This window comes from Alloprevotella sp. OH1205_COT-284, from assembly GCF_003859795.1.
GTDB lineage: Bacteria > Bacteroidota > Bacteroidia > Bacteroidales > Bacteroidaceae > Alloprevotella.
On the sequence record NZ_RQYI01000033.1, the window covers coordinates 1 to 22,142 of the forward strand.

At 46.2% G+C, this 22,142-nt stretch carries 19 protein-coding genes and 1 pseudogene; 5 read left to right on the forward strand and 15 right to left on the reverse strand.

What is annotated here, in order from left to right; all coding sequences use genetic code 11:
* The 4 genes and pseudogenes from EII14_RS09510 to EII14_RS07780 all read left to right on the forward strand — a co-directional run.
* Nucleotides 1-189 (forward strand): annotated as a pseudogene (locus EII14_RS09510) (hypothetical protein); the annotation flags it as partial.
* Between the two features lie 335 nt (nucleotides 190-524).
* A complete protein-coding gene (locus EII14_RS07770) occupies nucleotides 525-1,343 on the forward strand; it encodes a glycogen/starch synthase (protein ID WP_124931976.1) in 819 nt (272 codons plus the stop codon).
* Between the two features lie 57 nt (nucleotides 1,344-1,400).
* On the forward strand, nucleotides 1,401-2,888 hold the full coding sequence (locus EII14_RS07775) for a DUF4270 domain-containing protein (RefSeq protein ID WP_124931977.1): 1,488 nt from the start codon (nucleotides 1,401-1,403) through the stop codon (nucleotides 2,886-2,888).
* Between the two features lie 227 nt (nucleotides 2,889-3,115).
* Nucleotides 3,116-3,847, forward strand: coding sequence for a nucleotidyltransferase family protein (locus EII14_RS07780; protein WP_124931978.1), 732 nt, complete (start codon nucleotides 3,116-3,118; stop codon nucleotides 3,845-3,847).
* Between the two features lie 25 nt (nucleotides 3,848-3,872).
* On the opposite strand, the gene EII14_RS07785 is transcribed toward EII14_RS07780, so the two are convergent.
* The 13 genes from EII14_RS07785 to EII14_RS07845 form a co-directional block, all read right to left on the reverse strand.
* Nucleotides 3,873-4,940, reverse strand: coding sequence for a hypothetical protein (locus EII14_RS07785; protein ID WP_124931979.1), 1,068 nt, complete (start codon nucleotides 4,938-4,940; stop codon nucleotides 3,873-3,875).
* Nucleotides 4,941-5,045: 105 nt separating this feature from the next.
* Nucleotides 5,046-5,651 (reverse strand): DUF4468 domain-containing protein, encoded by a 606-nt coding sequence (locus EII14_RS07790; protein ID WP_124931980.1) that lies wholly within the window; start codon nucleotides 5,649-5,651, stop codon nucleotides 5,046-5,048.
* A gap of 76 nt (nucleotides 5,652-5,727) precedes the next feature.
* Nucleotides 5,728-6,321, reverse strand: a complete 594-nt coding sequence (locus EII14_RS07795) for a 3'-5' exonuclease (protein ID WP_124931981.1) — start codon at nucleotides 6,319-6,321, stop codon at nucleotides 5,728-5,730.
* Between the two features lie 203 nt (nucleotides 6,322-6,524).
* Entirely contained in the window at nucleotides 6,525-7,406 is an 882-nt protein-coding gene (locus tag EII14_RS07800; protein ID WP_124931982.1) for a nucleoside phosphorylase, read from the reverse strand.
* Nucleotides 7,407-7,511: 105 nt separating this feature from the next.
* A complete protein-coding gene (locus tag EII14_RS07805; protein ID WP_124931983.1) occupies nucleotides 7,512-8,780 on the reverse strand; it encodes a hypothetical protein in 1,269 nt (422 codons plus the stop codon).
* Complete coding sequence (locus tag EII14_RS07810; RefSeq protein ID WP_233569415.1) at nucleotides 8,773-9,393, reverse strand: MBL fold metallo-hydrolase; 621 nt, start codon at nucleotides 9,391-9,393, stop codon at nucleotides 8,773-8,775. Before EII14_RS07810 ends, EII14_RS07805 begins: the two co-directional genes overlap by 8 nt.
* A gap of 35 nt (nucleotides 9,394-9,428) precedes the next feature.
* Nucleotides 9,429-10,049, reverse strand: coding sequence for a 16S rRNA (guanine(527)-N(7))-methyltransferase RsmG (gene rsmG, locus EII14_RS07815; RefSeq protein WP_124931985.1), 621 nt, complete (start codon nucleotides 10,047-10,049; stop codon nucleotides 9,429-9,431).
* Nucleotides 10,049-11,497 carry a DEAD/DEAH box helicase gene (locus EII14_RS07820; RefSeq protein WP_199733888.1) on the reverse strand — a complete coding sequence of 483 codons (1,449 nt, stop codon included), beginning with the start codon at nucleotides 11,495-11,497 and terminating at the stop codon, nucleotides 10,049-10,051. The genes rsmG and EII14_RS07820 overlap by 1 nt, the downstream gene beginning before the upstream one ends.
* Before the next feature lie 27 nt (nucleotides 11,498-11,524).
* A complete protein-coding gene (locus tag EII14_RS07825; RefSeq protein WP_370242175.1) occupies nucleotides 11,525-12,739 on the reverse strand; it encodes an LptF/LptG family permease in 1,215 nt (404 codons plus the stop codon).
* A gap of 111 nt (nucleotides 12,740-12,850) precedes the next feature.
* Nucleotides 12,851-14,029: a tRNA guanosine(34) transglycosylase Tgt gene (tgt, locus tag EII14_RS07830; protein ID WP_124931986.1), complete on the reverse strand. Its 1,179-nt coding sequence runs from the start codon at nucleotides 14,027-14,029 to the stop codon at nucleotides 12,851-12,853.
* Nucleotides 14,026-16,500, reverse strand: coding sequence for an endopeptidase La (lon, locus tag EII14_RS07835; protein WP_124931987.1), 2,475 nt, complete (start codon nucleotides 16,498-16,500; stop codon nucleotides 14,026-14,028). Before lon ends, tgt begins: the two co-directional genes overlap by 4 nt.
* Nucleotides 16,501-16,628: 128 nt before the next feature.
* Nucleotides 16,629-19,037, reverse strand: a complete 2,409-nt coding sequence (locus EII14_RS07840; RefSeq protein ID WP_124931988.1) for an ATP-dependent helicase — start codon at nucleotides 19,035-19,037, stop codon at nucleotides 16,629-16,631.
* Entirely contained in the window at nucleotides 19,030-19,461 is a 432-nt protein-coding gene (locus tag EII14_RS07845) for a hypothetical protein (RefSeq protein WP_124931989.1), read from the reverse strand. Before EII14_RS07845 ends, EII14_RS07840 begins: the two co-directional genes overlap by 8 nt.
* 154 nt (nucleotides 19,462-19,615) lie before the next feature.
* Between EII14_RS07845 and EII14_RS07850 the strand changes: the two genes are divergently transcribed.
* Nucleotides 19,616-20,104 carry a cytidine deaminase gene (locus EII14_RS07850; protein ID WP_124931990.1) on the forward strand — a complete coding sequence of 163 codons (489 nt, stop codon included), beginning with the start codon at nucleotides 19,616-19,618 and terminating at the stop codon, nucleotides 20,102-20,104.
* Between the two features lie 313 nt (nucleotides 20,105-20,417).
* Here EII14_RS07850 and EII14_RS07855 read toward each other — a convergent pair whose 3' ends face one another.
* Nucleotides 20,418-22,010: a hypothetical protein gene (locus tag EII14_RS07855; RefSeq protein WP_124931991.1), complete on the reverse strand. Its 1,593-nt coding sequence runs from the start codon at nucleotides 22,008-22,010 to the stop codon at nucleotides 20,418-20,420.
* A 26-nt stretch (nucleotides 22,011-22,036) separates the two neighbouring features.
* A complete protein-coding gene (locus tag EII14_RS09600) occupies nucleotides 22,037-22,129 on the reverse strand; it encodes a DUF6140 family protein (protein WP_255422118.1) in 93 nt (30 codons plus the stop codon).
* Between the last annotated feature and the right edge of the window lie 13 nt (nucleotides 22,130-22,142).

The following is a 22,142-nucleotide window of genomic DNA, read 5'->3' on the forward strand; positions in this document are numbered from 1 at the left end:
GCATATTTGTTGGGGCTAATTCAAATATACAATTTGTTCAGCGGTTTTCTTCTTTTTAGAACCGCATCACTCCAAATGTCGGATGAACCAGACTTTTTCCTTGAAAATTATGCCCGGCCAGTTTATGAAAATGGGATAATACTAAAAGATATGATTATGTTGAGGAAAGAGTTATTTTCTCCAACATGAGCGATTATCGCACCCCAAACCGACTCTGTCATGGGGTCTATCTAAGCCAGAGCGACGGCTTTGTTTTGGAGCCTATGCAGTGTTCAAACAACCGACCGTCGAGTTTCATTCCGCCACGAAAGCCACGCTGAAAACTTTCTTTTTTCGCCCAATTCATACCCCAAAAAGGCACACGAACACCCGTTTTTGCCAAATAAGCATTAAAAACGAGGCTATCTCGATTTTTTTTCGTAATTTTGCAGCCAAATTATTGTACCCTCGCGACACTCGTCTCTCCGCACCACGACGGGCGAAGAAAGAAAAGGGTACTTTCTTCCGTCGTAATCCCTTTTATAATGAAAGCAAAAAAGATATTGTTCATCACCCAAGAGATCAATCCTTACGTTCCGGAATCCCAAATGTCTGACATCGGCCGGAAACTCCCTCAAACCATCCAAGAAAAAGGATTTGAAATTCGCACTTTCATGCCTCGTTGGGGCAACATCAACGAACGTCGAAATCAACTGCATGAGGTGATCCGACTCTCGGGAATGAACATTATCATCGACGAAACCGACCACCCTCTGATCATCAAAGTGGCTTCCATTCAAGCCGCCCGAATGCAGGTCTACTTCATTGACAACGACGACTACTTCCACAAACGCACGATGCTCACCGATGAGGAAGGAACGGAATATGCCGACAACGCCGAACGCGCGATTTTCTATGCCCGCGGTGTGCTCGAAACCGTCAAAAAATTGCGTTGGTCGCCCGACATCATACACTGTCACGGGTGGATGTCTTCCGTCGTACCGCTCTATCTCAAAACCGTCTACAAAGACGAACCGGCTTTCAACAACGCCAAAGTGGTCTTTTCGGCTTACGACGAAATGCCCACGCTGTCGCCGCCGGAAAACTTCACCGATTGCCTGAATTTTCGCGATGCAAACACAGAAGTCTTCGACAAAACCAACATCGACTTCTCCTCGCCCAATTCTCTCGGACAACTGGCCGTACACTTTGCCGACGGATTCGTTCAAGTGGGACAACCCACAACGCTTGGAGATTATGCCAAAGAGTGCGATATTCCCTTGTGGCAACCAACGGCCGATGAAATCGACGCCGATCAATACGCCGCATTTTATCAAACCGTCTACGGCGATAATGAGGAGTAACCTCTTTGCGAACACTCTTCATTCGCCTGCTGACCGACCTTTACCCTCTCCCTCCCAATGAAAGTTCGCTTCTCTTTTCTTTCCCTTGTCTTGCTGACCACACTCTTCGCCGCATGCAGTGAAGAAAACACCCAAATCGGCGGCATCATCATGCCCAATCAAGACCTTGTATCGACCGAGCAAGCCGTGTTTCCGGTCGTCACACGCTCTGTGAAGACGGGTGCCGTAGTAGCCAACACGAACAGCTGCTATTTGGGAAGTATTGTCGATCCTGAAACGAGAGCCAAAACCACTGCCGGTTTTTTGGCACAGTTTCACGTTCAGGAAAACTACAAACTTCCGCATTTCGACAAGATGCTAAAAGACGAAAGCGGGCATGTCATGGCAGACTCCTGCATTCTTCGCGTGCTTCACGACGAATATCTCGGCGACTCTCTTGCCACGATGAAATTAACCGTGCAGGAGTTGGACACCAATCGTGTAATGGAAGAAAACACGACTTATTACACCGACATCGACCCCACCCGATACATCAACCCGATGTCGCCCTATAAGAAGACCGTCACCTATTCGCCCTATGATCAAACCAAATCGACTGCCGCACAGCATAATCAACGCCACTATCGCAGCATTCCCGTGCGCCTCGATTCGCGTTTAGGTTCGTTCATTCTCAACAAATACTACGAAAATCCCACTTATTTCAGCAATTCTCATCGGTTTGCCAGACACGTCTGTGCCGGTTTCTACTTTGAACATACCGGAGGATTGGGGGCAATGATCAAATCGGACATCACTACTCTTGATATTTATTTCCGTTATCAAAGCAAGACCAAAGCGGGAAAAGACACCATCGTTGCAGGTTTGCAGCGGCTGGGCACGACGGAAGAAGTCATCCAAAACACAAGGGTGGACAACGAAATACCTGCCCACATGCTGCGGGCAGACAACCCCTACACCTACATCAAAACACCGGCCGGTATTTACACGGAAGCGACACTGCCCCTTGCCGACATCATCTCGACACGCCACTACAACGACACGATCAACGGCGCACGCATCACGTTTCGCACGCACAACACCGATACACCCGATGCTTTCCGCCTCCCCAAACCCGAATACCTCCTCATGCTTCGGGTGGCAGATATGAAAAGTTTTTTTGCAAAAAACAGCCTGCCCGACAACCAAACCTCTTTCTTGGCGAGATACGACAACGAAAAAGGACAAGCCTATACGTTTGACAACATCAGTGCTTTGCTCTCTGTGTTGCGCCAAGAGCGTGACCAAGGTGCCCAAATTCTGCCCACCGACAACGAAATGAGCCGCAAGGCCAAATGGGCGGCATGGGAGGCCAAAAATCCGAATTGGAATAAAATTGCCCTCGTGCCGGTCGGAGCGGATTTCAGCACGACAACGTCAGCCATAGGCACAACAACAAGAACTCTTCGCAGAGTGCGCAATGCTTACGGCCTTTCGAGCGTAAAACTCGAAGGAGGTGCCGGAAATCCGATTGAAATATCCGTCATTTACAGCCGTTTTCAGAAATAAGTAATTAAGTTAAAGAGGTTATATATGAAAAAGAAACTGTGTCAAGATGAAAGTTTTGATACAGTTTCTTTTTCTTTTCTCTACTTTCCCGACGGAAAGCCGAAAGACTTAGCACACGGACAACGCAAAACATCGTTCTAAATTCTCGCCACTTTCCTCAACCGCAGGAAAGTCTGCCCAAGATTTGCAAACCCCAAATTCAATCGATCTCATAAACACACTTCCCGATGCGCGCCATGATCTTTGCCGCAGGCCTCGGCACACGCCTGCGCCCTCTGACCGACACTCTCCCCAAAGCTCTTGTACCCGTTGGCGGTCGTCCGCTGATCGACATCACTATCGAGCATTTGAAGCAAGCCGGCGTCACGGAATTTGTGGTAAATATTCACCATTTTGCAAAAAAAATAACCGACCACCTTTCCGAGAGCAAGCACGGTGTGAAGATAATTATTTCCGACGAAAGCGACTGTCTGCTCGACACGGGAGGAGGACTAAAAAAAGCGCTGCCTCTCTTTTCGAGTGACAGCCGGCCTATTCTAATTCACAATGTAGACATCCTCAGCAATGCCGATCTTGCTTCGTTTTATTCGGGATTTCACAATGCCGAAGCTCATCTTTTGGTGAGTTCGCGCCCTACAAAACGCTATCTGCTGTTTGACACGGATATGCGTTTGGTGGGTTGGACAAATCTTGAAACGGGAGAGGTACGTTCTCCTTATTCGCATTTACGCGTGGAAGATTGCCAAAAGTTTGCATTTTCCGGCATCCATTGCATCTCGCCGGATATTGCAGATTTTATGGACGGTTATCCCGAAAAATTCTCAATCACGCAGTTTTATATCGACAACTGTCATCGTTTGACTATCCGAGGTTGTCAAGTGCCCGATTTAAGACTGCTCGACGTCGGAAAACAAGAAACGATACGAACTGCCGAAGAATTTTTGAAAACAGTTCGCTGACAACATTTCCATAACAGCCTTACAGTTAGAGGAGAATAACGCATTTTCCATTTTTCAAGTAGATTTCTCCCTTTTGAGTCGCTTTCACACGACGCCCCCTCAAATCGTAAAACCCGGAAACGGTGTGCGCATCACGCTCCGCGACAGGCAACTCCGTGATCGTTTCCTTAAATTCAAGTGAAAAAGCCTGCACGGATTGTTCTGAGAAATACAAAAAAGCTTTACCTGCCGGAATTGACGTTTCCGTCCGATAAAATCCGATAATTCCGTTTTGCCTTGCAAGCACCATGTAGATACCGTTGTCGGTGGTGGGCGATAGGGTCAAAAGCTCGTTTGTCCCCTTCAAATCGTTCAGTTTTTCGTCAATAGGCGCAACGGCCGTCGTTGCAGGCAAGAGGGCGTAGTTTCCGGCTTGTTCCGCATGCAAGATGACAGCGGTATTTTGGGGGATCGTTCTCTCGACGGGCAGTAAAGCGACAGTGCCATGAGTCGTTATCTTTCCGAGGTAAGCCGTCAATGCAGTGGGAAGCTCATACGATATGTCCTTATCATAGAATGTGGCATAGAGTGCTTCTCCTATTTTCACCGTTTTCTTTTCTTGCAGATCTTCCTTTTCCGTTCGTTTCAAAAAATAAACTTTTTGAAAGTGTGCTCCGAAACTGTCATAATTGGAAAAAACGCCGGTTTCACTATTCCAACAAAAACTATTGCAAGTGGCATGCTGCGTAAACAGGGCTACCCCGTCGCTCCCTATTTCGGTACAATGAAACATGGAAGGGACGGATGCCAATCCCATTGACTTGGAACTCAACCGTTGTCGTTGAGTGAGAAACTTTCCGGTGGTAACATGCTTGAAGCTCCATCCGTTGGAATGTTTGGAGATTTGCCAAACAGTTTCCATCGGAGGCCGATGCACTTGCCGATCGGTCATACGCAAAGAAGTTCCTCGGCAAACTCCTCCCGTCCAATCTCCATTTGATGCTATCGTGACACCGTCGTCGGAAGCGGAAACAATCAGATACTCACCCGGAGTAAATTCTTCTTTTGAAGAAATCAGCTTAAAAACAGCCTCGGATGACGATTGTGCAGACATTGAAAAACATCCTCCCCAAATAGAGAACAACACAATCAATGAGGATTGAAGAAAAGAAAAATACCTCATCTGCTTATTGCAACGTTAAACAAAAGAAGGATGCATTCAACGCAACTTCAAACCGCAAGCCTCGGCAGCTCCTTTGAAGATCTGATTTTTACGGTCAATGGTCTTGACACGAAATTTCTTGCCCGAAACTCTCTTCAAATGCTTACCGTCACGGCTCAAAGCCGCCTGATCGGTGATCCAGTCTTCTGCCTTTAATTTGGAATCTATGTTCTCCACGCTCATCGGTTCATAAAAATAAGTCAGACGACGCATCGTTGCCTTAAAGTTTCCGTCAGAAATTTGAAAGACCAATTGATAGCTCAACTGCGCACGATCCCACACCCAAGCCTTGCGCTTAAACCAAAGATATTCTTCCACGGAAGCTGCAATGACACCTTCGTCGGGAGAGAGTTCCGTGATGCGTGTCCGAGGCAAACGATCGGGGTTTTCGACTATGGTTTGCGTGTAGTTTTTCAACAGTTCAAACAATTCCGACTGTGATTTTTCCGGCACGGAAAAAGAGGTTTCAAACTCCACCATTCCGTTTTTAACCGGCACTGCTCCTTCAAGATAATAAGGAGAAAGAAGCGCAGAGTTCTCTTGTGCTCCTAAACCTAAAAGTATAACGGCAGAAAAAAAGAGAGTACAAAAAAGGCGTTTCATAATATAATCAAGTTAATTTCAATAAGGCAAAGATAAGCATTTCCGGAAATCGGGGAAAAGAAGAGGCTTTACTTGTTCACTCCACAATGACCTTTCTCCGCACAAGTTCAAAATAGCACTCTTTTGTGGCAGCTATATCGGCCATGGCATCGTGGGCATCCTCAAATTCACGTCCGAACAGTCGGACATACAATTCTTGAAGTTTCGGCCATTTGGGGCCATAGCGGCCGGGAATGTTGCAAAACTCAATGGTGCTTTGCATGGTACACACTGTCGGACGATAGAACATGGCGCGGTAGTCGTAGCCCAAACGATGAAATTCGGCACCGACAACATGCAGGTCGTAGTCCAAATTATGACCAATCAGTCGGGAGGAAGGATTTAAGTCTTCACAAAAGCGATGAATGACTTCCCGCAAATCTTCTCCCTCTTTCAAAGCACGCTCGGTTGTGATGCCATGCACATTGGAGGCTTCTACGGGAATGGTAAAGCCGTCGGGACGGATGATTTTATTGCCTCGTCTGATTTCATGACCGAGATTGTCACTTAAAATCCAACCCAGCTGCACCAATCGCGGCCAATTATCCGAATTGGTACAAGAGGCATTGTAATCGAGCGGTATGCCGGTCGTTTCCGTATCAAAAAAAAGATAGTAACTCTGTGGGATCATTGCGTAAGTAAAAAATTAAAGCAAATCATAAAGACGAATATTGATCGCAAAGATAACCATTTTAGAGCTAACCACCTCTTGCTTTGCCACATGAAGTAGCATTTTCGTTGTCACTTTCTGCGATATTTTCAATACAGCCCCTTAAAAGCGAGAACTCTGCGACGAGAGCCGGCTTTTAAGGGGCGAAAACAATTTCGTCAATTTTAGATTCGATCTAAAACCGTCGTTATCAGCGTATCTATGCTGTTTTTGTAATTGGGGTTGGCCTTTCCGGCAAGACGATTGGCCACAACCATGCAACAAGTCATTGCCTTATGTCCCATCAATGCGGCGAGGCCTGCCAGTGCACTGCTTTCCATTTCGAAATTGGTGAAGACAAGTCCTTTATGTTCAAACGACATAATTTTTTCATTGGCATGAGGATCTGCAAGCGGAAGACGAAGACGGCGTCCTTGGGGACCATAGAAACCACCGCAGGCAATGGTAACTCCACGCACCATATCGTCTTGCGCTATGCGATCCAACAGTTCCTCGTTGTTGTCAATGCAATAGGGATGAGCGATACATTGATTGCCTTTCCAGCCCATTGCATTAAGGAATGCGGCTTCAAAATCAAGATCGCAAACTTGGTCGCGATTGGCATAGAAGTTGAGCAAACCGTCAAAGCCGAGACTTTTTCGAGAAGCAATAAAGGTGCCTTCCGGACAGTTCTTCTGCAATCCTCCGCAAGTTCCAAGACGCACGAGTTCGAGTTGTCGGAAACGAGGCTGTTCGGTGCGAGTGGCAAAGTCGATATTGGCCAAAGCATCGAGTTCATTAACCACAATATCGATATTGTCGCATCCGATGCCCGTGGAAATTACCGTGAGGTGCTTACCCTTATAAGTTCCGGTCACTGTGCGAAACTCACGACTCTCCACTTCGTGTTCTATCGTATCGAAATGCTGAGCAACGAGAGTGACACGGCCGGGATCTCCGACAAGGATAATTTTATCTGCGATCTGTTCGGGAGTGAGATGTAGGTGAAAAATCGAACCGTCAGCGTTCAAGATCAATTCTGATTCCGGAAAATAAGTTGCATTCATTTATGTTTATAGTTTTAAGGTGAAACATGAATAGAGCCTCAAAAAGAGCACTCTACTTTTGTATGAGTATGAATTCGTTGAACAAACGGAAACGACAAAGCAATATCAGCGTTGGGCTTTCGACGAACTTTCGAGAAGACGTATTTTTTTTGCCAAATGTTTCAGCTCCGTACGCGTTTCCTTTATTTTAGTTTCCAAAAAGCGAAGTGAAACGGACAACCTTTCCGTCCGCTTATGGGCATATTCCTCTTGTTCCGCTTCCTGTCTTACGGACAATTCTCGAAGCATCTTTTCCAATTTCAGCCAATGTGAAGCTAATTTGCGTGCCTGCATATTTTGAAAAGCCGCCAAAGAGGTATAAATAGTTTCGTCATTGATGACAAAAAAGATTTCATTTTCTACCGCGGATGTTTTTTGCAGAGCTTGCTCTCTTTGCGATCGGACTTTCAAAATCTCCTTTTCTTTTCCATGTTGAGTAGCCGCCACAGATGAAATGCGAGCAGCAGCTTTCAAGTCGGTGACAGAAGTTGAATCCGATACGGCAGAAACATGTTCGATAGAGGGAATAAAGGTATAGATACACGCCTTCCCCTCAGACTGATTGCGATCCGTAGCAAAAATGCCTACACCGGCATTTTGATCAATCGCATAAAAATAATCATTGGCAGGTGAATTGAAGGGCATGCCAAGATTGGTCGGACGAAGGTGTTGACGAGTTTCGGGGCTATATCGTGTCACAAAAATATCATATCCCCCTATGCTTTCTTCACCTTTTGCCGAAAAATATAACGTCACTCCATCGGGAAGAACAAACGGATAATCAACAGCAAGATAGGTTGTGTCTATCCCCTCCAAAACGACAGGGGTATTCCAACCATTATCCGAACGATAACTTGAATGCAACCTCCACTGCTTCTTCTTTTCGACGATCGAAAAAAAGGCCGTATTATTCAGGGAGTTTACAAAAGCGATACTCCCAAAAGATATTGCATTGCGGGAATGAGGTTGGAAAAGCGTTGAAACCGACACCCAACGGCCGGCTTCCTCCGACAAACGGATAGAAGAGAGCAAATCCTTTTCATCGACAACAACGCTGTCTATAATCGTGATGCGGCGAGTGGCGGGAAGCATTTCCATAGCCCTCACGGCTTGCTTTTTCAGTCTTTGCAGCGAGTCTTTTTCTATCGGATTTTGCGTTGTGCTCAATGCTTTCTCCGTCACTTTAAGCGCATCCTCAAACTGATAGTTTCTCATCAGATCGACATAGGCCGGCTGTTGCACCACGTGAAGTCGTTTAGACGACCGACGTTGCGCAAAAAGCGTATTCGTGCTTGCCAAAACTATAACCGATAAGATGATCAGAAATTTATACATATTGAAGATATGGATTATGGATCCGTTCAAACTCAATCGTGGTAGGAACACCATGACCGGGATAAACAACCGTATCTTCCGGCAAAGAAAGCAGACGTTGTTTGACTGCATTCACCAAGGTTTCCAAATTTCCTCCGGGAAGATCGCAGCGTCCGATGTTCGTCCGAAATAAACTGTCACCACTGAACAAAACTTTGGCATCGGCACTGTAAAAACTTATACCGCCGGGGGTATGCCCGGGCGTAAACAACACTTCGAAATCTTGTGTGCCGAACTTGATATGTTCGCCATCTTGCAAAAAGCGTCCGATCGGAGGTATTTCAAAAGAATAGTTGCGACGGAGAAAACGCTGCATATCCTCTGATGCCGATAAGTAAGTTTGCTCTTCCAACAAGTGTAGTTCGGGCGACACGTGATAATTGTCATAAACCCATTGGCATCCGAAGATATGATCAAAATGCCCGTGCGTGCAAAGCAAACGCACGACACGCAACTCGTTTTCAAGAATAAAAGTTCCGATTTCGTCGTATTCTTCCGGAAAGAGTGCTCCGCAATCAATAATAACCGCTTCTTTGGTTTCGTCGAAAAGCACATAAGTGTTTTCTTCGACCATATTTACAGGAAAAGTCTTTATGCGTAACATGAAACTTAAAGAGTGACATACGCTACTTTTTTAGTAGCAAAAAATTCTTCTTGAAAATAAGCGGACAGCGTCCAAACCTCCGAACTTCGTTTGAACGGACGCATTTCGGCTTGTATATCTCCTCCTTTCAAACAAATCAGTCCGTTCGGTAGGGAGTTTCGTTGCTCATGATGCACATTTTTTCTGACCAACTTCACAAGATCGCCCATTTGCATAACGGCACGACTTACCACAAAGTCGTATTTTTCTTTTACCTCCATCACATTTTTATGAGAACAAATCACATTCTCCAACCCGATGGATTCGGCAACGGCCTGCGCAACTTTTACTTTCTTCCCGATCGAATCTATCAAATGAAAGTGACATTCGGGAAAGAGAATGGCAAGCGGAATGCCGGGAAACCCGCCTCCCGTTCCTATATCCATAATCGTTGTTCCCGGGCGGAAACGAATGATTTTTGCGATACCCAAAGAGTGAAGCACATGATGAAGATAGAGGTTATCTATATCCTTGCGGGAAATCACATTTATTTTCGAATTCCAATCCCTATAAAGCTCGTCGAGAGCAACGAATTGCTCACATTGCCTGCTCGTCAGGTTCGGAAAATATTTAAGGATGTGTTCCATTACTTTTCAGAATTAGGAGGTGTACTTCTCTTTTTGGAGGGATTACGTTGTGAAGTTTTTCCTACGGACTCTCGCTCGGAAGAACGTTTTTTGTCATTGAAATCTCTACGGGATTTACGAGTGGGCTTCTTCGATTGATTGCTTTTGGAATTTTTGGAGCTTTTGGAGCGATCTCGCTTATTGTTTTTATACTCCTCCTCTTCGGGCTCTTTGCAGCCTTCGGGCAGGGGATTGCGAGGCAGTTTGCGTTCAAGCAGTTTTTCTATTTTGGAGAGAGGATAACGATCTTTTTCTCCGACAAGTGTTATAGCACGTCCTTCACGCCCTGCGCGTGCAGTTCGCCCTATACGATGAACATAGTCTTCGGGATCTCTCGGCGCATCATAGTTAATCACCATTTTGATGTCGTCAATATCTATGCCTCGACTGACGATGTCGGTAGCGATGAGCATATCTATTTTTCGCTGTTTGAATCCGAGCATGACCTCATCGCGCTCATTTTGTTCCAAATCCGAATGCATCGCCGCGCAATTATAGCCTTTTCGTTTCAGCAACACATTCAATTCCTTCACCCTTTGTTTTGAGGAAACAAAGACAATAACACGCTCCGGCTTCTGTTTGGAAAAGATATGTTTGAGGATCGGCGTTTTATCCCCGTCCCTACACACATAAATGCTCTGTTCGATTTTCTCAGCCGGCTTTGAGACTGCAATTTTCACCTCAACCGGATCATGCATGACCTCTTTGGCCATTTTGGCGATCTCGGCCGGCATGGTTGCAGAAAACAATATCGTTTGTCGCTTTTCCGGAAGTTCTTTAATAATTGTTTTTATATCCTCGAAAAATCCCATGTCAAGCATTCTGTCGGCTTCGTCAAGAATGAGGTGGGTGGTACGCGAAAGATCCAAATTTCCCAATTGCAGATGAGAAATCAGCCGCCCCGGAGTGGCCACGATAATGTCGGCACCGGTGGAAAAGGCACGCCGTTCCTGTTCAAACCGTATTCCATCATTGCCCCCATAAACGGCTACCCCATTCGTTTTCGTATAATAAGCGAAACCTTGCAGTGCTTGATCGATCTGTTGTGCCAATTCGCGAGTAGGCGCCATGATCAGACAATTAACGGCATCGTGCGGATGAGGTTCAGTATGCAGGAGAGAGAGCATCGGCAAAAGATAGGCAGCAGTCTTTCCCGTTCCGGTTTGGGCAATTCCGATGAGATCTTTTCCTTTCAAGATATGAGGAATACACTTTCCTTGCACGGGCGTACATTTTTCAAAACGCATATCCCAAAGGGCATCGAGCACATCATCACTCAAATCGAGATCCTCAAAATAGATATTCTCTTCCGCAGAGGAATTTTGGGCATCTTCACTTTGAAAGGTTTCATTATCAGACTGAGGAAGAATTTGTTCCGAGGAAGACGTAGAAGGGTTATTAACTGTCATATAGAGATTTGATGGGTCTGTGAATAATTATTGCGGCGTCTTTTTATAGAAACCAAAAGCGATACAGGCGAAAATGACATTGGGCATCCACACCGACAAGGAGGCCGGCCATCCCGCATTGGTGGCAAACGAAGCCATTACGGTTTGTAGGAGGATGTATGTAAACGTCAGTGCAAGCCCAATTCCGATGCTCGCTCCCATTCCGCCTTTGCGTTTTTCAATGGATATGGCCACACCGATCAAGGTTAGGATAAAAGCGGAAAAGGGAGTGGCAAAACGTTTATGAAATTCCACCTCAAAAGTACTCAATCCTGCTGCTCCTCGAAGACGTTGCCTGTCAATAAAAGCATTTAGTTCCGGCAGCGTCATGGTTTCCTGTTGTCCTTTGATGTAGAAGAAATCTTTGGGCTCCATGACAATCGTGGTGTCAAGCCTCTCTCCCGTCACTATTTTTTCTCGTGCACCATGCAGAGATCTTATCATATATCTATGAAGCGTCCAAGAGTATTTATGATCGGCCAGCGTATCATATTGGATAGTTTCGGCCGTCAAACGCGAAATGAGTTTCTTCTCGGAGAACTTGTCTAACGAAAATCCGGATCCGGATTTAATCCGATTGTCAAAATGAGAGATATAAGCCACAACTCCCGTATCGACCTGCATTTGGATATTGTCGGCCACATCGACGACGATGCGTTTTTTGATATATTTATTTTCAAAATTTACTCGTGCGACATTACCATGCGGAATGACATACGCTCCAAAAGAAAACGTAACCATTGCGATCATTGCAGCTCCGAACATATACGGACGCAAGAGTCGTCGAAAACTCATGCCCGCAGATTTCATGGCAATGATTTCCGATTTGGAAGCCAAATTCGTAGTGAAGAAAATCACTCCGATAAAGACAAAAAGAGGAGAAAGCATGTTTGCCAAATCCGGAATGAAGTTGGCATAATAATCCAGCCAGATTTCACGGCTCTTCGCGCCTCCGTTAGTCAGTTTGTCTATCTTTTCATTAAAGTCAAAAATGATCGCTATGACCGTAAATATACCGATCAAAAAGATATAAGTACTAAGAAATTTGCCAAGGATATAACGATCCAAACGAGTAAACCCAACCCTTTCGAGAAAGCGTTTTCCCAACCATTTCATTCCGAGAAAAGCAAATTTCAAGCCCTTCCCAAGCATACGCAACAATCGCCATGGGAGCTTACGGAAATCGAGCAGACGCCGAAACATCTTTGCTCGTTTTTCCTCTGCTACGACAGCGGTAGAAGCCATTTGTTGCAGAACAGCTTCGTTCCTTTCGGGTGAAGAGTCGTTCGTTTGTTTCATAACCATTAACCTTGCTTATAATCGTGTAGCAAGTTGCGGCATCACGCTACGCTTCCATGCGGCAAAATCGTCGGCCAAAATGTGTTCGCGTGCCACTCGCACCAATTCAAGATAGAATGCAAGGTTGTGAATGGAGGCTATTTGCATGGCCAACAACTCCTTACACTTGAACAGGTGGTGCAAGTAAGCCTTGGTATATACATGATCGCACTTGGCCGTTCCCTGCGGGTCTATGGGAGAAAAGTCTTTTGCCCATTTTGCGTTTCGGAAGTTGATAATTCCATTCCACGTGAAGATCTGTCCGTTGCGGCCGTTACGAGTGGGCATGACACAGTCAAACATATCCACGCCCCGTTCGATTCCTTCCAAGATGTTCACGGGAGTACCTACTCCCATAAGGTATCGCGGACGATCGGTCGGTAAAATCTCGTTCACGATTTCAATCATTTCATACATCTTCTCGGCAGGCTCTCCAACCGCCAATCCGCCGATGGCATATCCCTCGGCATCTTTTTCGGCCATAAACTCCGCACTCTCTCTGCGCAAATCCGGATACACACAACCTTGCACTATCGGGAACAACGCTTGGTGATGTCCGTATTTATCTTCCGTTTCCGAAAAACGCTTGATGCAACGCTCCAACCAACGATGCGTCAAGCCCAAACTGTTGCGTGCATAGGCGTAGTCCGCCGTTCCGGGAGGACATTCATCAAAGGCCATCATGATATCCGCACCGATGATGCGTTCAATGTCCATCACGCTTTCCGGCGTAAAGAAGTGCTTAGAGCCGTCGATATGACTGCGAAACTCACACCCTTCTTCTTTCAGTTTACGTATGCCCGTCAAAGAAAACACCTGAAAACCACCGCTATCCGTGAGCATTGGTTTAGAAAAACCATTGAATTTATGCAATCCGCCGGCCGCTTCAAGCACGTCCAATCCGGGACGGAGATAAAGGTGATAAGTGTTGCCCAAGATGATTTGGGCTTTCACCTCTTCCACGATTTCATGCGTATGCAATCCCTTGACCGTGCCGAGAGTGCCTACGGGCATGAAAATGGGGGTTTGAATTTGACCGTGATCCGTGGTCAAAATTCCGGCACGCGCATGACTGTCGGCATCGTTATGCTCTAATTGAAAAAGGCGACCTTCTTTGCGCCATGTCGGGCGAAGCGAAAAGTGTTGGGTGGTCATTCTTTGGTTATTTTTTCTTCGTACACGGAGAGTTCAATCGGATTGGACACGACTTCGTCGAGCAAGGCTATTTTCCAAACTTCATCCACATTTTCCACAAAATGGAACGTAAGTCCTTTCACATACCGTTCGGGGATGTCTGCTATGTCTTTTCGGTTTTCTTTCGACAGGATAATGTCTGTGATATTGGCGCGTTTGGCGGCCAATATTTTCTCTTTGATACCACCGACAGGCAGCACTTTTCCCCGCAAGGTGATTTCGCCGGTCATAGCGATGTGTTCTCTCACCTTCCGTTGGGTAAGCACCGAAGCTATCGACGTGGCAATGGTAATACCGGCCGAAGGGCCGTCTTTCGGTGTGGCACCTTCGGGAACATGCACATGTAAATTCCAATGATCGAAAACACGATAGTCCAAGCCCAAGGTGTCCGCATGGCTTTTCACATATTCCAAGGCCAGCATCGCACTTTCTTTCATCACATCGCCCAAATTTCCGGTAAGTGCCAATCGGGGGGATTTCGAGCGGCTCACACTACTCTCTATGAACAGAATTTCACCCCCGACAGCCGTCCACGCCAATCCCGTCACCACGCCGGCATATTGGTTGCCGTCATAAGTGTCGCGGTTGTAGGGCGGTGTTCCCATGATGTTTTGTATATCGGTCACCTTCAATGAGGTGTTGGGAGAAAACGGCGGCAAGCCATCGGCAGAAGTTTGGGTGTGCAACACAATTTTTCTTACCAGTTTGGCGATTTGCTTCTCCAATTGTCGCACACCACTCTCGCGCGTATATTTTTCGATGAGAAACTCCGTAGCGGCAGGCGACAACTTCACCTCATAAGGAAGGTTGAGCGTTTTCATCTCGTTCGGAATGAGATGCCTCCGCACGATCTCTTTTTTCTCTTCCGTGAGATAGCCTTCAACATTGATCAGCTCCATGCGGTCGCGCAGCGGACCCGGAATTGTCGAAAGGCTGTTGGCCGTAGCGATAAAAAAGACTTGACTCAAATCATAATCGAAGTCGAGGTAGTTATCGTGAAAGGAATTGTTCTGTTCGGGATCGAGAAGTTCCAAAAGCGCACTTTGCGGATCGCCGTTAAAGTTACTTCCCGTCACTTTGTCTATTTCGTCCAACACAAACACGGGGTTGTTGTTCTCCGCTTTGATGATGCTTTTCATGATCCGTCCGCACATCGCAGCGATGTAGGTACGTCTGTGACCGCGAATTTCACTTTCGTCATGCAATCCTCCCAACGAGACGCGTACATATTTTCGTCCGAGACTTTCGGCTATGCTGCGGCAGAGCGATGTTTTGCCGACGCCGGGAGGGCCGTACAAACAAATAATCGAAGGTTTGTTTTCGCGTCTTACCTTCATCATTGCCAGATGTTCGAGAACGCGTTCTTTCACCTTCTCCATTCCGAAATGATCTCGATCGAGCGTGCGCTGTGCATGTTTGAGATCGATATTGTCATCAGCGTATTTGCCCCAAGGCAGAGAAAGTACGGTTTCGAGATAAGTGAGCGTGACGTTATAATCAGGACTATGGGGATTGGTGCGTTCGAGCTTTTGCAGTTCTTTTTCAAACATCGTTTTCACCGCTATCGGCAAAGGAAGCTGTTCGGATTTCTCGCGCAACTCGCGCACTTCTCCTCCTTCATTTGCTCCAAGCTCGTTTTGGATGTTTTTGATCTGCTGCTGCAAGAAATACTCTTTCTGCTGCTGATCCAATTCCTCTCTGGTCTTTTCCTGTATTTTGTGTTTCAGCTGCATGTATTGCAACTCTCTTTGCAAAATCTGCAACAGTCTGAAAGTTCGTTTCTTCACGTCCCCTTCTTCCAACAGCAAAGCCTTCTCTTCCGTGTCAAAAGGAAGATTGGTCGCCACGAAGTTGATAAAGAAAATGGGGTTGGTCACGTTTTGAACGGCAAACAAAGCCTCTGCGCCGAGGTTTTCGCTGGCTTTGATATATTTGAACGTCGTTTCACGGAATGTTTCATAGAGGGCGGAAAATTCCGGATCTTCTTCATTCGGTATCACCTCCTCCAAACTCTCCACGCGTGCTCTGAGATAGGGATTTACCCGTGTCGGGTGAGGATCAATGGCCACGCGCCCGAAAGTTTGAAGAATGGCCGTCGTGTGATGATTGGGCAACTCTATCAGGCGAATGATTTTGGCCAAAATGCCGGTGGGATAAAGGTCGTCGAGATGGGGCACTTCAACCGCGGCGTCAATCTGACAAGACACCGCGATGTAGGCACCTTCACCTTTACTGACGGCTTGCTTCACCAGCATCAATGAGCTCTCTCTGCCGACAGAAACGGGAGCGACGACACCGGGAAACAACACCATATTTCGGAGCGGAAGAATGGGAAGGGAAGCTTCTACTTTCACTTCAAACAAATCTCCTATATTACCGTCGAAATCCGCAATGAGTGAAAAGGGATTTTGCGTCATATTATCTTTCTTCATTTATATAATTCATCGACACCATCGTTTCTCTGCCACTGACATAGCCCAAAAGAGGCCATGAATGAGCAAGCCCAAAAGATGGTCACAAAAGGCTTGCAAATTTACGCATAAAGCCGCGCGTGGCAAAATTAGCTTTCAAGTACTTTGAATTTTGCAAATTTAAGGAGAAGTTTTTTGCGTCCCACGTTCTCAAATTCGACCAATGCGTTGGCATTGTCGCCCTTTCCCTCAACGGCGAGAATCGTTCCTTTTCCGAAACGTTCGTGTCTGATCACGATACCGGCCGAAAGCCCGTTGCTTTCATTACTGCCGGACACAGAGGAACACACGGCAGACACTCTGCTGAGTTTTCGTCCGCGACTGTTTGCGGAGGCAGCGGCAGGCGTGTCGGATCGGGGGGAGGCCGGCGTTTTTCTTTCATTGCCGCGAAAATGGGGGAACGCTCCTTTCTCCTCAGACGGAGCGACAAACAACGTCGGTTTGAACCCTGTGCCCGTCACTCTGTCTGTCGAAATCGTCATCTCATTTTCTTCTCGTATGAACCGACTGTCGATTTCTCGCACAAAAGGACTTTCTTCCGATCGCTCCAAACTTCCATAACGAAAGCGGGTTTGGGCATAACTTAAAAAACAAAACCGCTTGGCGCGCGTCACCGCCACATAAAAGAGACGACGCTCTTCTTCCATCTCGCGTGGAAACAAACGCGCTTGCACTCCCGGAAAAAGCCCATCCTCCATACCGGTGACAAAGACGGCTTCAAACTCCAAGCCCTTAGCGGCATGAATGGTCATCAAGGTGATCTTCGGCGTATCGTCATCTTTCTGATCCACATCGGTTTGAAGAGCGGATTGTTGCAGAAATTCGGTCAGCGGAACAAACCTCTCTCCGTTTTCCTCCAACCAATCCTGCTCAAAAGCTCTGACAGAGTTAAGCAGTTCCTCGACATTTTCGCGCTTGCTTTCCCCCTCCGGCCCGTCCTCTTGGTTCAGATCGTTTTTGATCCCGGTTTGGTGTATGACCTCCAACATCAGGTCAAAAGCTCCGACTTCCGAGAGCAACTCCCGCAAATCGAGAATCATCCGGCAGAAGTTGTCAAGTTTGTTGAGTGTGCCTTGGTGGAGTTTCACTCCGTACTTGTCAGGCTCATAGGCCGTCGCCCACAAACTGACGCCATGCTCCCGGGATGCCGAAAAGAGCTTTTGCAACGTCGTGTTGCCAATGCCGCGCGCAGGATAGTTCACAATGCGCTTGAACGCCTCTTCGTCATCTAAATTATTGAGTAATCGGCAATAAGCCACGATGTCTTTGACTTCCTTCCGCTGATAAAACGACAGTCCGCCATAGATGCGATACGGCAGATTTCGTTCGCGCAACGCATCTTCAAACGATCGGCTTTGCGCATTGGTGCGATAGAGAATGGCGATTTCGTCGAAATCCACGGCCTCTTTTCTTTTCAAACGCGCAATGGTTCCGACCACTTTGGCAGCCTCTTCGCGATCGCTTGCCGCAGGCATGAGGGCAATGAAGTCGCCAACGGCGTTGTCGCTGAAAATCGTCTTTTCGATCTGGCTCTTATTATGAAAAATAATGCTGTTGGCAGCTTTGACAATGTTTTGCGTAGACCGGTAATTTTGTTCCAATTTCACCGTGACCGATTCCGGATATTGCACATGAAACTGCAAGATATTGTCGATGTTCGCCCCTCTGAAAGAATAAATGCTTTGGGCATCATCTCCCACGACGCATATCCGATGATTTTCCCGCGTAAGCTGTGCAATGATGCTGTGTTGCGCAAAATTGGTGTCTTGATACTCGTCCACCAGCAAATAGCGAAAACGACGCGCATACTTCAAACGAATTTCCTCGTGTCGATCAAACAAAAGATAAGTGTACAGCAACAAGTCGTCGAAGTCAAGAGCGGCGGCAGTCTGACAGCGTTGAAAATACTGTGCATAGATGCGATGAGTTTCTCCCACATTGTCGCGATTGTCGCGTGCCATGATCGACGCATCGGCGGCATAATCCTGCGGCAACAATAGGTGGTTTTTTGCCGCGGAGATCCGTCCCTGTATGCGCGAGGGCTTATAGGTTTTGTCGTCCAGCCCCATTTCTTTGACGATACTTTTGATCAGCGATCGGGAATCGGAGGCATCGTAAATGGAAAAATCGCGTTTCATTCCGATCGCCTCTCTTTCCATACGGAGTATTTGGGAAAACAGACTATGAAACGTACCGCTCCACAAACCCTGCGAACGCTCTCTTCCCACAATCTTGCCGATCCGCTCGTTCATCTCTCGCGCCGCCTTGTTGGTAAAGGTCAATGCCAAAATTTCCTCCGGACGATAGCCGTGGTCGAGCAAATAGGCAATTTTATAGGTCAAAACACGCGTTTTTCCCGATCCTGCCCCGGCGATGACCAAAAGCGGCTTGTCACACTCCTTCACTGCCTCCCATTGTCGGCCGTTGAGTTCCGAAATCCAAAATTCATTCGGACGACGCGCAGAAACGGAAGCGGAAGAGCTTGCAATATCAGTCATGGTGTCGGCGTTGTTGCTTATCGTGTTGTAGTTTTCGTTCGTAAAATTTCACTTGTCGGTGCAGCTCTTCGTGTTTTTGCTGCATCTCCGAAGAAACAGGTTTGTTTTCTCGGGCATATTTTCTCATCAAACTATCGCTCTTGCGCAGTTTGCGTTGAGTGTACGACAGCTCGATGCTATCCAACAACAATATTGCCTGTTCGCGCATTTCGAGTGCAAATTTACACGTTTTACGCAGGGTCTTGATCTTTTCTTTTGCAGTCTGATAGTCTTCTCGAAGCATGGCCGCCCTTGCATCGGCCAGATAAACCTCGGCGCGCATTTCATCTTTTTGGCGACGCGCCGTTGCATGCTTGTATTTCGATTCGCAGCCCAAGAAAAAAACACATCCGAGAAGAAAGAACAGCAACACTATTTTTTGCATAAAAAGAGGTATTTGAGGGGCTAAAATACGAAAAAAAACGCACAAGTCATCCCATTGGCGGCTTTTTTAACCAAATGGAGAGTGGAAGAACTTGCAAATGAAAATTATTGTATGTACTTTTGCATGAAATCCTTATGCATAACCTTTGAAATTTATGAAAGAAACAACCATTCAAATTCCCATAAAAATATATCCGGAAAACGGCACGGGGCTATCTGAACAACTGAAAAATCTCGTGGAACAAGCCAAGAATGCCACCGAAACGAGCTATGCCGCCTACTCCGGTTTTCACGTCGGAGCGGCCTTACTGCTCGAAAACGGCGAAGTGGTTTGTGGGAGCAACCAAGAAAACGCCGCCTATCCGGCCGGAATTTGCGCCGAACGAACTGCCATATTCTATGCCAACGCACACCAACCGAAGGTAGCCCCCGTGGCCATCGCCATCGCCGCATGGCGCAAGACCGACAAAAAATTTTTGGCACACCCGATCAGTCCTTGTGGCATTTGCCGGCAAGTATTGGTGGAAACCGAAACAAGATACAAACAGAAAATCAAGGTATTGCTTTATGGCGACAGCGGTATCTACGAAGTGGAATCGGCCTCGCAACTGCTCCCCTTCCGCTTCGACAGCGATGCACTGTAAAAAAACGACAGTCCGCATTGATTTTCTCCCCAAATCATCTCGTCGAACGTTTGGATTTTGCTTCCCTTACTGGCGGCGAAAAAGAAAAGAAAGCTAAACCGAACCTCTGAAAATCAATTTTCATCTGCTCGGTTTTTACTTCTCAAAATCAACAAAACCAACCGCATTCATTGAGCTTTCGGCACTTTGAATGCGGTTGTTTTTTTCTCACAAAACAGAACGACTGCCCCACCCTAAAAACAGCCCGTTCAAGACAGTTTACCGTCTGATCGGATTCGATGTTTTAGCCAATGTGCAGTTTTTCAGTGGTCTATCACATAAAAAATGCAATGATGCCTATAAGGATTATGACGGAGATCAAACCGATTATGATATAGTTGGATCTTTTATTAACCTTTTTCGGGGATTCAGTTTGACTTGTTTGCAGCAATGGTAGTTCTTCTCTACCGGTCACATATTCCGTCAGAGGATAGAACTCCACATCAACTGCCCATGTATGACTTTCTTCCGAACACAAAGAAATTTTCTCTTCTTGTGCATGAGCACCATTTGCTTTAACCAACAAGACGTTTAAATCTGCTTCTATCTTTTTTCGCTCCTGAGTACTCGTTTTTGTTATGCTACTGGTGCTCAATCGGAATGATGCTTTCATCAATCTTCCCGTTCTTCGGCTTTCAATGTTTCTATGCCAATCCTGTCGATGCTGATACCAGACCACGTCTTCCGGAATATAAGGGGGAGTGTTAGGTGTGAGGGCATACTCTTTTATTTCCATTAGTTCGTTTGTCAGTTTATTGTATTCCGAATTGTGTTTTCCTCTTTCATAAGAAACATTGCCCCCAATCCCCTTGTATTCCCCACCACCGGAAGTTGTGGCCGAATATTCTTTATCCACATTGCTTTCTTCTGCTTGGGCTTCATGGAAAGACACAGATTTTGCACCGAGGCACTCCATGATCCACAAAAACTCTTTTACTTCGTCATGAAACAGAGAATTTTGATACTCATTGTATGGAATGTACTGATTAGGTTTATACGGATGAAGTACATATAGTTCTTGTACACGAGGATGCCCCTGAGGGAAACTCAATCCGTGAGGAAGCCTGTCATGAGGTAAAACGACAAAAGAATCGGGCAAATAACAAAAAGAATTATCAACAACCAAAAAACGTCTGTTACTCCTCGGAATATTGAGAAAATCATCTATATAATTTGTAGACAATTTTTCAAATCTTTCCGCAAATTGCGGAATTGTAAAATGCGTATACGATTCTTCTTTATCAATTTCCTTATATTGAATAAGGGCTTTCATGGTCTTGTAAGAATCCAGAGGACTGTCATTTATCCCATAAATCATCCCTTCAATAGCTAACGAAGTTGGATCTTTCGGAAACAAAGACAAAGATTGTTTTATCGAGTTCAATGCACTATCGGCATCTTTCTGTAAGACTAACTGTGAATAAGCCAGTGCATCATACAATACTGCTTTTAAGGACTTGAATTGATAGGCTGGTATCTCTGACAGCTTAAATTGGAGTGCTTTTATATGATTCGCTTTCTCTTTGCTTGAAGAATTTACCAATGAAGATGTTCTGTCCACAAGTGATAAGATCTCTTCTTTCCAACGCTTTTCGATCTCATAAGCTTCTGTTTGATCATTGGTCTCTTCCGTCTCTGTCCATGTATGTTCACATGTAGGACATTTAAAATTCCATTCTTCACCACTTCCCATAATGGCTCCGGCAACCCCACCAATAATTCCACCGAAAGCTGTTCCGATTATTGGAAGAATACTTCCGACGGCTGCTCCGGTAGCTGCTCCGGTAGCTGCTCCCCCCATAGTACCACCAGAGGCTTCTGAATCGGCCTCACACCATTCACCACATTTTTGACATTTCTGTATCATAATAGCTGTATTAAAAAATTACTTCTTTACATTGATATCCGTTCCACTTCCAAATCGACCATGTTCAGGCATCCGGCCTTTTTGATGTCGATGCCATAGATGCGGAAAAAAGCATCGATGACGGGTTGCCCG